General features: G+C 72.6%; 11 protein-coding genes. 5 read left to right on the forward strand and 6 right to left on the reverse strand.

The window, feature by feature from the left end; all coding sequences use genetic code 11:
* Positions 1-95: 95 nt before the first annotated feature.
* Positions 96-1,259 (reverse strand): citrate synthase/methylcitrate synthase, encoded by a 1,164-nt coding sequence (locus E4U92_RS07790; RefSeq protein ID WP_137299556.1) that lies wholly within the window; start codon positions 1,257-1,259, stop codon positions 96-98.
* A gap of 97 nt (positions 1,260-1,356) precedes the next feature.
* Between E4U92_RS07790 and E4U92_RS07795 the strand changes: the two genes are divergently transcribed.
* The 4 genes from E4U92_RS07795 (at position 1,357) to E4U92_RS07810 (ending at position 6,311) form a co-directional block, all read left to right on the forward strand.
* Positions 1,357-2,625 (forward strand): citrate synthase, encoded by a 1,269-nt coding sequence (locus E4U92_RS07795; RefSeq protein ID WP_137299557.1) that lies wholly within the window; start codon positions 1,357-1,359, stop codon positions 2,623-2,625.
* 223 nt (positions 2,626-2,848) lie between these two features.
* The gene (locus E4U92_RS07800) at positions 2,849-3,793 is read left to right on the forward strand and encodes a sucrase ferredoxin (protein WP_137299558.1); all 945 of its coding nucleotides are present in this window, start codon (positions 2,849-2,851) and stop codon (positions 3,791-3,793) included.
* A gap of 170 nt (positions 3,794-3,963) precedes the next feature.
* Positions 3,964-5,634: an ATP-binding protein gene (locus tag E4U92_RS07805; protein ID WP_137299559.1), complete on the forward strand. Its 1,671-nt coding sequence runs from the start codon at positions 3,964-3,966 to the stop codon at positions 5,632-5,634.
* On the forward strand, positions 5,631-6,311 hold the full coding sequence (locus E4U92_RS07810) for a response regulator (RefSeq protein ID WP_137299560.1): 681 nt from the start codon (positions 5,631-5,633) through the stop codon (positions 6,309-6,311). Before E4U92_RS07805 ends, E4U92_RS07810 begins: the two co-directional genes overlap by 4 nt.
* 40 nt (positions 6,312-6,351) lie before the next feature.
* On the opposite strand, the gene E4U92_RS07815 is transcribed toward E4U92_RS07810, so the two are convergent.
* From E4U92_RS07815 to E4U92_RS07825, 3 genes are all read right to left on the reverse strand, one after another.
* Positions 6,352-7,407 carry an ABC transporter substrate-binding protein gene (locus tag E4U92_RS07815; RefSeq protein WP_137299561.1) on the reverse strand — a complete coding sequence of 352 codons (1,056 nt, stop codon included), beginning with the start codon at positions 7,405-7,407 and terminating at the stop codon, positions 6,352-6,354.
* A gap of 72 nt (positions 7,408-7,479) precedes the next feature.
* Positions 7,480-8,343, reverse strand: a complete 864-nt coding sequence (locus tag E4U92_RS07820; protein ID WP_137299562.1) for an ABC transporter permease — start codon at positions 8,341-8,343, stop codon at positions 7,480-7,482.
* Positions 8,333-9,148, reverse strand: coding sequence for an ABC transporter ATP-binding protein (locus E4U92_RS07825; protein WP_137299563.1), 816 nt, complete (start codon positions 9,146-9,148; stop codon positions 8,333-8,335). Before E4U92_RS07825 ends, E4U92_RS07820 begins: the two co-directional genes overlap by 11 nt.
* A 166-nt stretch (positions 9,149-9,314) precedes the next feature.
* Between E4U92_RS07825 and E4U92_RS07830 the strand changes: the two genes are divergently transcribed.
* Positions 9,315-10,007, forward strand: coding sequence for a response regulator (locus tag E4U92_RS07830; protein ID WP_137299564.1), 693 nt, complete (start codon positions 9,315-9,317; stop codon positions 10,005-10,007).
* Between the two features lie 29 nt (positions 10,008-10,036).
* Here E4U92_RS07830 and E4U92_RS07835 read toward each other — a convergent pair whose 3' ends face one another.
* Positions 10,037-11,629: a solute symporter family protein gene (locus E4U92_RS07835; RefSeq protein WP_137299565.1), complete on the reverse strand. Its 1,593-nt coding sequence runs from the start codon at positions 11,627-11,629 to the stop codon at positions 10,037-10,039.
* Entirely contained in the window at positions 11,626-12,165 is a 540-nt protein-coding gene (locus E4U92_RS07840) for a DUF485 domain-containing protein (protein ID WP_137299566.1), read from the reverse strand. Before E4U92_RS07840 ends, E4U92_RS07835 begins: the two co-directional genes overlap by 4 nt.
* Positions 12,166-12,206: the final 41 nt, after the last annotated feature.

Consider the following 12,206-nt stretch of genomic DNA (forward strand, 5'->3'; position numbering starts at 1 on the left):
GGAGAGGGCCAGGCGACAAGATACTGGAGTGACGGCGCCCTCGGCCCCCGCGAGCACGGCACGCCGGGCGCTTCACTCCAGGGGCGGGGCTCCGGTCACACGGACGGTACCGGTACGGGCGCGTGCGGCCCGACATACCGCGCGGCCGGCCGGATGATCTTGCGGTCCCCGGCCTGCTCCAGGACGTTGGCGCTCCAGCCGACCACCCGGGCCGCGGCGAACGTCGGCGTGAACATGGCACGGGGCAGGCCGCAGAGTTCCATGACCACGCCCGCGTAGAACTCGACGTTGGTGTGCAGTTCACGGCCCGGCTTCAGCTCGGCGAGGATCGCCTCCACCCGGCGCTCCACCTCGATCGCGAAGTCCACGCGCGGGCCACCGAAACGCCGGGCGATGTCGCGGAGCATCCGCGAACGGGGGTCCTCGGTGCGGTAGACCGCGTGTCCGAAGCCCATGATGCGCTCACCGGCGAGCACGCGTGCGCGGATCCAGGGGTCGATGCGGTCGGGGGTGCCGATCGCGTCGAGCGTGTCCAGGGCCCGGCTCGGGGCTCCGCCGTGCAGGGGGCCCGAGAGGGCGCCCAGCGCACCGACGAGGCACGCGGCCACGTCCGCCCCCGTCGACGCGATGACCCGGGCGGTGAAGGTTGACGCATTGAAGCCGTGATCAATGGTGGAGATCAGGTACTGCTCGACCGCGCGCGCCCGCACCGGGTCCGGCTCGGAACCGGTCAGCATGTACAGGTAGTTGGCGGCGTACGGCAGGTCGTCCCGAGGTGCGACGGGCTCGAGTCCCTGTCCGAGACGGTGCAGCGCGGTGAGCAGGGTCGGTACGGCGGCGGTCGCCGCGACGGTGTCGTCGCGGCGCCGGTCCGGGTCGAGGTCGTACACCGGCCGGAACCCCCTGGCGGCGCCGAGCAGGGACAGTGCCGTGCCCAGTCCGGCGAGCGGGTTGCCGCCCGCACCGGCCGCCGCGATCGTCGGCAGCGCGGCGGTGACCTCGGGGGGCAGGCGGCGCAGGCCGGCGGTGTGCGCGGCGAAGGCGGCGGAGCGGGCCGCGTCGGGCAGGTCGCCGTGGATGAGCAGGTGCCAGACGTCCTCGAAGCTGCGGGTCCGGGCGAGGTCGACGGCCGAGTACTGGCGGTAGTGGTAGAAGCCCTCGAGCCCGCGGACGTCCCCCACTTCGGTGTCGGTGACGACGACGCCGGCGAGGCCGCGGGGCACCTCGACGAGTGCGGCTGCGGAGCTGTTGACGGACATGTTTCCTCCCTCGGATTGATTCGACTGTGCATACTTGACTCAGGATCTGTCAATGTTGATTGCATCAATGAATGTGGCTGCGGATACGGTGACCCCCATGCGCGATCAGGAACACGGCACCGGCCACCCCGGACGACGGCTGAGCACCAAGGAAGCCGCCGAACTGCTCGGCGTGAAGCCGGAGACCGTCTACGCGTACGTCAGTCGCGGCCAGCTCAGCAGCCGCCGTGTGCCCGGCGGCCGGGCCAGCACGTTCGACGCCCAGGAGGTCGAGGCGCTCGCGCGGCGCAACCGCCGGGACAGCGCCGGAAGCCCGGGCTCCGGAGCGGAGCTGTCCGTACGCACCCGCCTCACGTTCATCGACACCGACCGGTACTACTTCCGTGGCGTCGACGCCGTCGAGCTGGCCTCGCGGCACTCCTACGAGGAGGTCGCCGAGTGGCTGTGGACCGGCCGGCTCGAGCCCGGGGCCACCCTCACCGCATCCGAGCCCTCGGTGGCGGCGGCCCGCCGTGCGGTCGACGCGCTGCCCGAACACACCGGCCCCACCGACCGGTTGAGGGTGGCCGCGATCGCCGCCGCGACCACGGACCCGCTGCGCTTCGACCTGTCCGAGGACGCGGTGCTCGCCACCGCGCGCACCCTCATCCCCACCCTGGTCGCCGCCCTGCCGCCCCGCCGGCACGACCACCGGGACCAGGGACCGCTGGCCCGGCGGCTGTGGGGCCGGCTCAGCGGCCGGGACGCCGACGAGGCGTCCCTGCACGTACTCGACACCGCCCTCGGGCTCCTCGCGGACCACGACCTGGCCGCCTCCACCCTGGCGGTCCGGGTGGCCGCCTCGGCCCGCGCCCACGCCTACGCGGCCGTCTCCGCGGGGCTCGGTGTGATCGAGGGTCCCCTGCACGGCGCGGCCGGCGGACTCGCCCACCGCCTGCTGCTGGAGGTCCTCGACCAGGGCGACGCCGGCCCCGTGATCGCCGAGGAACTGCGGGCTGGCCGTCGCATCCCCGGCCTGGGACACCGCCTCTACCCGGGCGAGGACCCCCGCGCGCGGGCACTGTTCGCCCTGCTGGAGGACCTCCCGGCCGCCGGACCCGCCCTGGCCGCCGCCCGCGACATCGTCGCCACCGCCGCCCGCCACGCCCCGCTGCACGCCAACGTCGACCTGGCCCTGGCCGTCCTCACCGTGTCGTCCGGGATGCCGTCCACGGCGGGCGAGACGGTCTTCGCCGTGGCGCGCACGGCGGGCTGGATCGCGCACGCCCTGGAGGAGTACGGCGAGCGGCCGCTGCGGATGCGGCCCAGCGGCCACTACGTGGGACCGAAGCCGCCCCGGCCACTGCCGGAGGCGACGGAGGCGTAGGACGCCCGCCGGGCTCACCTGAGGCCCGGCGGAGGCGCCGCGTACGGCCCCCGCCCGCACGGCGTGCGACGCATGGCAGGTGCGAGCACGGGAACCCAGAGTCCATGCACGGCTTCCGCACGCCGAACGTCCGTCCGCCCGGCCCCACGGCCCGACCCGGTCGGAGCAGGACACACCGGCACCCGGGAGCCACCCGCGGCCAACTCAGGTTAGGCTCACCTCTGTGAGTACGTGCGCGACCGACTCGCGAGACCTCGGCGAGCCGCTTCCCGGAACCGCGGCCACGGCAAGGACCTGGATCCTGCTGGAGCAGCCGGGACCCTGGGGTGCCGAAGCGCTCACCTCGAGCCACCTCGACCCGGCGCTCGGCCGGGCCCTGCGCAGGGCCGCCAAGGGCACCGGCGTACGCATCGCGCTGATCCGCCGCCCGGGACGCCACGCCGACTTCGGCACGCCGTCGGTGCGCCGGGTGTTCGCGGCCCACACGGTCCCCGGCCGCGCGTGGCTGCACAGCGCGACGACCGGCGACCCGCGGCGGCTCCTCGACCTCGACTTCGGCGCGCTGAGCCGCGGCGACCACCGCACCTTCGGCACCGCGCTCGACGGCCGCCCGCACACCGGCGACCCGCTCGCCCTCATCTGCACCAACGGCAAGCGCGACCGCTGCTGCGCGCTCCTGGGCCGGCCGCTGGCCGCCGAGCTCGACGCGTCGGGCGTGCCGGGCGTGTGGGAGGTCACCCATCTGGGTGGTCATCGCTTCTCCCCCACGGTGCTCGTCCTGCCGCACGGCTACGCCTACGGCCGCGCCGAGGCCCACGGTGTGCGAGAGGTCCTGCACGGCGTCCGGGAGGGCCGGATCGTCGTGGACGGCTGCCGGGGCAGCTCGGCCTGGGACCGGCCCGGCCAGGCGGCCGAGCTGGCCGTGCGCCGCGCGGCCGGCGAGTACGCGGCGGGCGCGCTGACCGTCGTGCGGACGACCGGCGAGGCGCCGCGCTGGGAGGTGACCGTGGCCCACGTGGACGGACGCCGGTGGCTGGTGACCGTCGCCCAGGGCGCCTCGCTCCCGCCCCGCGCGGAGAGCTGCGGGGCGTCGGTCCTCGGTGCGCCCGCGCAGATGAACGTGGTCGAGGTGCGCGAGCTGGGGCGCGTGGCGGCACTGGCCAGTTGACGCGGGGGTCCCGATCGGCCGGTCGCAGTGACGTCGTGCGCCCCGGCGAGCGCGAGTACGTCCACGAATCAACGGATCAACGGATCCTTCAGGAGATCCCTGCCACACCTTGCACGGATCCACTCCCCACCCCTACGGCCCCGCCGACCCGTCCACGTACCGTCGTCGGTATGAGCCCCACTCCCCCCGTACGCCGCCTGCGCCTGGGTCTGCCCCGGCGGGTGTTCTCGCAGGTGCTGCTGATGCAGGTGGCGATCGCCGCGGGAGTCGCGGTGCTCGCGACCGGCCTGTTCCTCGCGCCGCTCAGCGACCAGCTCGACGACCAGGCGATGCGTCGCGCCCTGGCGATCGCGCGGACCACCGCGGAGATACCGCAGGTCGCCGAGGACCTGCAGCGCACGCCGCCGACGGTCGACGGCCCGGTGCAGCGGCAGGCGGAGCGGATCCGCAAGGCCAGCGGGGCCGAGTACGTGGTCGTGATGGACACCGAGGGCGTGCGCTGGTCGCATCCGGACCCCGACCAGGTCGGCGGTCACGTCTCGACGGACCCCGGGCCGGCGCTGGCCGGTCACGACGTCATGCAGATCGACACCGGCACCCTCGGCCGTTCGGCCCGCGGCAAGGTGCCGCTGCGCGACAGCGACGGCAGGATCATCGGCGCGGTGTCCGTCGGCATCGAGTACGACAGCGTGCGGGAGCGGCTGATCCACGCGATCCCCGGGCTGCTGGCCTACGCGGGCGGCGCCCTCGCCGTGGGCGCGCTGGCCGCGTGGCTGATCTCCCGGCGGGTCCAGCGGCAGACGCGTGACCTGGCCTTCTCGGACATCTCGGCGCTGCTCGCGGAGCGCGAGGCGATGCTGCACGGCATCAAGGAGGGCGTGGTCGCCCTGGACCGCGCGGGCCGCGTCCGGCTGCTCAACGACGAGGCGCAGCGCCTGCTGGGCATCGGCGAGGAGTCCGTCGGCCGGACGCCGGACGAGGCCCTGGGCGAGGGGCGTACGGCCGACGTGCTGGCGGGCCGGGTGGCGGGCACCGACCTGCTCACCGTGCGCGGGCAGCGCGTCCTGGTCGCCAACCGCATGCCCACGGACGACGGCGGTGCCGTGGCCACCCTGCGCGACCGGACCGAGCTGGAGGAGCTGGGCCGGGAGCTGGACTCCACGCGCGGCCTGATCGACGCCCTGCGCGCGCAGGACCACGAGCACGCCAACCGCATGCACACGCTCCTCGGGCTGCTGGAGCTGGAGATGTACGACGACGCCGTGGAGTTCGTGGGTGAGGTGGTCGGGGACCACCGGGTCACCGCGGAGCAGGTCACGGAGAAGATCCATGACCCGTTGCTGGCCGCCCTCCTGGTCGGCAAGGCGACCGTCGCGGCCGAGCGCGGGGTCGCCCTGTGGGTCTCCGACGACACCCGGCTGCCCGACCGCCTCGTCGATCCCCAGGGACTGGTCACGGTCGTCGGCAACCTCGTCGACAACGCCCTGGACGCCGTGGCGGCCACCCGCCACGCGCGCGTGGAGGTTCAGCTGCGCGCGGACGGCCGTACGGCGGTGCTGAGCGTGTGCGACACCGGTCCCGGGGTCCCGCCGGAACAGCGGGAGTTGATCTTCACGGAGGGGTGGTCCACCAAGAAGCCGCCGGCCCACGGCAAGCGGGGCATCGGCCTGTCCCTGGTGCGCCGGCTCGCCGAACGGCAGGGCGGCAGCGTGGCGGTGGACGAGGCGGACGGCGGCGGCGCACGGTTCACGGTGGTCCTGCCCGAGGCACTGGCCGCACCGGACCTGGAGCCCGCCCTGACCGCGGGCCTGCACGACACCGCCGAGGAGGAGTCCCGATGATCGAGGTGCTGGTCGTGGACGACGACGCCAGGGTCGCGCAGGTCAACGCCGCCTACGTGGAGAAGGTGCCCGGCTTCCACGTGGCCGGCGAGGCGCACAGCGCGGCCGACGCCCTGCGCCTGCTGGAGGCGCAGCCCCGCGTGGACCTCGTCCTGCTGGACCACTACCTGCCCGACGAGACCGGTCTCGAGGTGGTCCAGGAGATGCGCCGGCGCGGCCACCAGACGGACGTGATCATGGTGACGGCGGCGCGGGACGTCTCGACGGTGCAGGCGGCGATGCGGCAGGGCGCGCTGCAGTACCTGGTCAAGCCGTTCGCGTTCGCGGGCCTGCGGGCCAAGCTGGAGGCGTACGCGGAGCTGCGGCGCACCCTCGACGGCGGTGGTGAGGCCGAACAGTCCGACGTGGACCGGATCTTCGGCGCCCTGTCGGCGTCGTCGGAGACCGGGCTGCCCAAGGGGCACTCCCCCACCACCGCGGAGCTGGTCCGCCGGTGCCTGATGGGCGCCGGGGGTCCCCTGTCGGCCCAGGAGATCGCCGACCGGACCGGGGTGAGCCGTCAGACCGCCCAGCGCTACCTCAAGCTCCTGGAGCGCACGGGCCGCGCGCGGCTGACCCTCAAGTACGGCGACGCGGGCCGCCCGGAACACCGTTACGTGTGGGCGACCCGCGGCTGACGCACGGCGACACGGCTCGCCGTGCGCGTCGGCCAGGTGGTCAGCCGGTCGCCTTCTGGACGAACTCCGTCGTGTAGGTCTTGTCCAGGTCCACGTCGGCGTTCTTGATGGTGGGGTTGAACGCCTTGAGGACCTTTTCCACGGTCTCGGGGCCGTTCTTCGGCATCACGCCGTCGTCGGTGAACATCGGCAGCGTGCTCTTGATGGCCGACGCGTAGAGCACCTTGTTGCCCTGGGAGTAGTCGGCGGGCATCTTGTCGGCTATCTCGGTGGCGCTGTGGGTGGACATCCACTGGAGCGTCTTGACGAATGCATTGGCCAACTTCTGCACGGTGTCCTTGTGGCTGTTCACCCAGTCCGTCTGCATGTACAGACTCGACGACGGGTACGGCCCGCCGAGCGCCGCCTCCGACCCCGCCGGGGTGCGCATGTCGAGGAGGATCTTGCCGACGCCCTTGTCCAGGACCGTCGCGACGGTCGGGTCGGTGGTCATGCCGCCGTCGATGGCGCCCTTCTGCAGCGCGGAGATGAACGTCGGCCCGGCACCCACGGCGACCGGGGTGAGCTCGCTGACGTTCACGCCGTTCTTCACGGCGAGGTACTTGGTGAGGAAGTCCGTCGAGGAGCCGAGGCCCGTGACGCCGAGCTTGCGGCCCTTGAAGTCCTTCGGCGAGGAGATGTCGTCGGCCGCCTTGGTCGAGACGACCTCCACCTCTCCGGGGGCGTGCGAGAACTGCACCACCGACTCGACCTCCTTGCCCTTCACCTGGAGGTCCAGCGTGTGGTCGTAGAAGCCGACGGCCCCCTGCACCTGCCCGGAGACGAGCGCGGTCTCGGCCTGCACGCCAGCCGGTTCGCTGAGCAGTTCCACGGCGAGGCCCTCGGCGTCGAAGTAGCCGAGCCGCTGGGTGAGCATGGCGGGGAGGTAGATGACCTTGTCCAGTCCGCCCACCATGATCTTGACCTTGGTGCCCTTGCCGTCTCCGCCGGAGCCGGCGGAGGCGGTGCCGGCGGCGTCGTCGGCGCAGGCGGTGAGCGAGGCGAGGGCGAGCAGGCCGGCGGCGGCCAGGGCGGTGCGCCTGACGGATGTGCGCATGACGGTTCACGTCCTTGTGAGGAGGCGGGGCGGCGGAGGGAGTGAGGATGCGGCGGTGTGGGACGTACGGGTTCAGTGGTCGGAACCGGACGCCTTCCACCGGAAGATGCGGCGCTCGGCGAAGGTGAGCAGTCCCTCGGCGACGAGGGCGACGACCGCGAGGATGACCATGGCGGCGTACACGCCGGCCGCGTTGAAGGTGCCCTGGGACTGCGCGACGAGCAGGCCGATGCCCTTGGTCGCGCCGATGTACTCGCCGACGATGGCGCCGATCAGGGCGAAGCCGAAGCTGACGTGGAGGCTGGTGAAGATCCAGGACGTGGCCGAGGGGATGACCACCTGGAGGGTCACCCGGCGGTCGCTGGCGCCCAGGATGCGGGCGTTGGCCACGAGGTTGCGGTCCACCTCGCGGGCGCCCTGGAAGGCGTTGAAGAACACCGGGAAGAACACCAGCACGACGGCCGAGGCGACCTTGGAAGCCGGGCCCAGGCCGAACCAGATCACGAAGATCGGCGCGAGGACGATCCTGGGGATCGAGTTGAGCACCTTGATGTAGGGACCGAGGACGTCGGCGAGGAAGGTGATCCGCCCCAGGGCGATGCCGAACACCACGCCGGTGACCACCCCGATGACCCAGCCGAGCAGTGCCTCGTGGAGCGTGTACCAGATCTGTTCGCCCAGCGAGCCGAGCGCGGTGCCGTGGGTGACCCAGGTGGAGATCTGGTCCCAGATCTTCGACGGCATCGAGAAGTTGAACGGATCGATGACCTCGGCCCGGGACAGCGCTTCCCAGAGCCCCAGTACGCCCACCAGCAGCAGTACCCGGGCGGCGGTGACGACGATCCTGCGCTTGCGGGCAGCACGCGCGCGCGAGTGGGCGCGGTCGGACGTCTTGACCGTGTCGACGGCAGGTTGACTGAGCACCTCAGGCGACATGAGCGGCTCCCCTTTCCCGGGTGATGCGGACCTCTGCGCCGAGGGACTCCCAGATCTCGCGGTAGATGTCGATGAACCGGGGCTCCAGGCGCACCGATTCGACCTTGCGCGGCCGCGGCAGGTCGATGTCGAAGACCTGCTTGACGGTGGCGGGTCCCGCCGTCATCACGACGACCTTGTCGGCGAGCGCGATGGACTCCTCCAGGTCGTGGGTGACGAAGACGACGGAGGCGCCCGTGCCCTCCCACAGCTCCAGCAGCTCGTCCGACATCAGCGCCCGGGTCTGCACGTCGAGCGCCGAGAACGGCTCGTCCATGAGCAGGATCTCGGGGTCGTTGACGAAGGTCGCGGCGAGCGCGACCCGCTTGCGCTGACCACCGGAGAGCTGGTGGGGGTAGCGGTCCTCGAAGGCGGACAGACCGACCCGGGCCAGCCACTCGCGCGCCCGGCTCTTCGCCTCCGCCTTGGCAACACCCCGGAAGCGGGGGCCCGCCATGACGTTGGACAGGACGGTGCGCCACGGGAAGGTGGCGTCCTGCTGGAAGACGAAGCCCACCTTGTCGCCCACGCCGCGCACCGGCTGCCCGGCGACGAGCACCTCGCCGTCGGTCGGTTCCTCCAGGCCGCTGACCAGGGTCAGCGTGGTGGACTTCCCGCAGCCGGTCGGCCCGACGACGGCCACGAACTCGCCGCGCCCGACGGTCAGGTCCAGTTCCCGGACGGCGGTGTGCAGACCCCCCGACGGGGTCCTGAACGTCTTGCTCGCGCCCCGCAGCTCGATGGCGGGGCTGGTGTGTGCGCTCATGGCCGGGGACGGTAGGTGTGCCCCGCGTCACGGCATCAGCCTTGTGCGCACATGCGCTTCTTTTGCTTGCAACAGCCTGTTGTGCTCGTTTTGCTCGCGCTAGAACAACGGAGCCGAAACACGGGCGTCACACCACGCCCGCCAGGCCTTGAGGGAAAGAGGCCCGATGATTGACGTCCTGGTGGTGGACGACGACTTCCGTGTCGCAGAGATCAACGCCAAGTACGTGGGGAAGGTTCCCGGCTTCCGGGTCGCCGCCCGCGCGCACAGCGCCGCCCAGGCGCTGGCCGCCGTCGAACGCGGCGGCATCGACCTGGTGCTCCTCGACCACTACCTGCCCGACGGGACGGGCCTGCACCTCGTGCACCGCATGCGGGAACAGGGCCACGGCACCGACGTCATCATGATCACGGCGGCCAGCGACGTCACGACGGTCCAGGCGGCGATGCGCCTGGGCGCCCTGCACTACCTGGTGAAACCGTTCACCTTCGCCGCCCTGCGGGCCCGCCTCGACTCCTACGCCGCCCTGCGCCGCACCGTCGACCGCGTGGGGGGCCACGGGCTGACGGGGCAGGAGCAGGTGGACCGCATCTACGGCGCCCTGCGCACCGCCCCGGTGCCTCCCTCCCCCGGCCTGCCGAGCGGTCATTCCGAGCCGACGACGGACCTGATCTGCGCCGTCCTGCACCGCGCGGGCCAGCCCCTGTCGGCCCACGAGGTCGCCGTGAAGACGGGCCTGAGCCGGTCGACCGCCCAGCGCTACCTCCGCCACCTCGAACAGGCCGGCCGCCTGCGCCTCTCGCTCAAGTACGGCGACACGGGCCGCCCGGAACACCGCTACGCGTGGGTGGCGCCCTAGCCGCTGTGCCCCGGGGACCCCACCACCGGCTACACGGCTCCCGCTCCCGTCAGGGACCGCACCTCGGTCTCCGCGTGCTTGGCCTCGTCGGGGACCTCGGCCGAGGTGACCGTGCCGAGCCAGCCCGCGAGGAAGCCCAGCGGGATGGACACGAGGCCGGGGTTCTGCAGCGGGAAGTACTGGAAGTCCACTCCCGGGAACAGTGACTCGGGGCTGCCGGAGACCACCGGGGACAGCACGACGAGCACCAGGGCCGGCACCAGTCCGCCGTACACGGCGCACACCGCTCCCCGGGTGGTGAAGCCCCGCCAGAACAGCGAGTAGAGCAGGACGGGCAGGTTGGCGGAGGCGGCCACCGCGAAGGCGAGGCCCACCAGGAAGGCGACGTTGAGGTCGCGCGCGAGCAGACCGAGGGCGATCGCCACCACGCCGATGCCGACAGCGGCGGCCCGTGCCACGGCCACCTCGCTGCGGGGCTCGGCGCGTCGGCGGCGCAACGACGCGTACAGGTCGTGGGCCACCGACGCGGAGGACGCGAGCGTGATGCCGGCGACGACCGCGAGGATCGTGGCGAAGGCGACGGCGGCCACCACCGCGAACAGGACCGTGCCGCCCGTCGAGTCGGCTCCGCCGCCCAGGTCGAGCGCCAGCAGGGGGACCGCCGTGTTCCCGGCCGCGTTGGAGTCGCGTACCGCCTGCGGGCCGACGATGGCCGCCGCGCCGAAGCCGAGGACGATGGTCATCAGGTAGAACCCGCCGATCAGCCCGATCGACCACACCACGGACCGCCGCGCGGCCCGCGCGGTCGGCACGGTGTAGAACCGCGACAGGATGTGCGGCAGGCCCGCGGTGCCCAGCACCAGGGCCAGCCCGAGGCTGATGAAGTCGAAGCGGGCCGTCCAGTCCGCGCCGTACTTCAGCCCCGGCGCGAGGAACGCGTTGCCGTGCCCGCTGCGCTCGGCCGCCGTGAGCAGGAGCCGGTCGAAGTCGCCGTGGAACCGCACCAGCACCAGGACCGTCAGCGCCACGGTGCCGCCGAGCAGCAGGACCGCCTTCACGATCTGGATCCACGTGGTGGCCCGCATCCCGCCTAAGGACACGTAAATCACCATGAGCGCGCCGACCCCCACCACGGTCCAGCACTGGGCCGCCGCACCGGTGCGCCCGAGCAGCAGCGCCACCAGGCTGCCCGCGCCCACCATCTGCGCGACCAGGTAGAGGACGGACACGGTGACCGAGGAGGTGCCCGCCGCGATCCGCACCGGCCGCTCGCTCATCCGCGCCGCGACGACGTCCGCCAGCGTGAACCGGCCGCAGTTGCGGACCAGTTCGGCGACCAGGAACAGCACCACCAGCCAGGCCACGAGGAAGCCCACCGAGTACAGCAGGCCGTCGTAGCCGAACAGCGCGATGAGCCCGGAGATGCCGAGGAACGACGCGGCCGACATGTAGTCGCCCGCGATGGCGAAGCCGTTCTCCAGGGGAGAGAACAGGCGCCCGCCCGCGTAGAACTCCTCCGCCGAACCGTGCCGGTCCCGGCTGACCCAGGTCGTGATCCCCAGCGTGACCGCGATGAACGCACTGAACAGCACCAGGGCCAGTGTCTGATGGTTGCCGGTCACGACGCACCGCCCCTCGCTCCACGGGTCAATTCCTGGGTGTCCCACCGCAGTTCCAACGCCGCGCGGTCCCGGCGGAGCCGGGCGTGGCGCGCGTAGGCCCAGGTGAGCAGGAACGTGCTGAGGAACTGTCCGAGCCCCGCCAGCAGCCCCACGTTCACCGCTCCCGCGACGGGGCGCGCCATGAGGCCCGGCGCCGCCGTCGCCGCCACGACGTAGGCCACGTACCAGAGGAAGAACGCGACGGTCGCCGGCACCACGAACCGCCGGTACCTGCCGCGCACTTGTCGGAACGCCGCGCTGCGCTGCACCTCCAGGTACACCTCGGCCGCCGTCGCACCGTCGTCCTGCTCCTGCCGCGCCGCCGGCACGGCCACCTGCCCCGCCCCGCCCCAGCCCGAGGCCAGTGCGTCGTACCAGGGGTCGTCGAAGCGCACGTCCCCCGATACGTCGGTGGAGGCCGGACCCCGCGCCTCGTGGTGCCCGTCCGCTGTGCCGGAACCGTCCCCGCCGCCCGCGCGACCGTTGCTGAACTGCATGCCCAAGGATGGACAGAACGGGCCGATCCCTGACTTCTCTT

Origin of the sequence: Streptomyces galbus (genome assembly GCF_005280195.1) — a bacterium.
Taxonomy (GTDB): Bacteria; Actinomycetota; Actinomycetes; order Streptomycetales; family Streptomycetaceae; genus Streptomyces; species Streptomyces galbus.

Bases quoted from the DNA above. Each gene is read 5' to 3' on its own strand.
- E4U92_RS07825 (WP_137299563.1), bottom strand. From the start codon at position 9,148: ATGAGCGCACACACCAGCCCCGCCATCGAGCTGCGGGGCGCGAGCAAG.
- E4U92_RS07805 (WP_137299559.1), top strand. From the start codon at position 3,964: ATGAGCCCCACTCCCCCCGTACGCCGCCTGCGCCTGGGTCTGCCCCGG.
- E4U92_RS07795 (WP_137299557.1), top strand. From the start codon at position 1,357: ATGCGCGATCAGGAACACGGCACCGGCCACCCCGGACGACGGCTGAGC.
- E4U92_RS07810 (WP_137299560.1), top strand. From the start codon at position 5,631: ATGATCGAGGTGCTGGTCGTGGACGACGACGCCAGGGTCGCGCAGGTC.
- E4U92_RS07840 (WP_137299566.1), bottom strand. From the start codon at position 12,165: ATGCAGTTCAGCAACGGTCGCGCGGGCGGCGGGGACGGTTCCGGCACA.
- E4U92_RS07790 (WP_137299556.1), bottom strand. From the start codon at position 1,259: ATGTCCGTCAACAGCTCCGCAGCCGCACTCGTCGAGGTGCCCCGCGGC.
- E4U92_RS07815 (WP_137299561.1), bottom strand. From the start codon at position 7,407: ATGCGCACATCCGTCAGGCGCACCGCCCTGGCCGCCGCCGGCCTGCTC.
- E4U92_RS07820 (WP_137299562.1), bottom strand. From the start codon at position 8,343: ATGTCGCCTGAGGTGCTCAGTCAACCTGCCGTCGACACGGTCAAGACG.
- E4U92_RS07830 (WP_137299564.1), top strand. From the start codon at position 9,315: ATGATTGACGTCCTGGTGGTGGACGACGACTTCCGTGTCGCAGAGATC.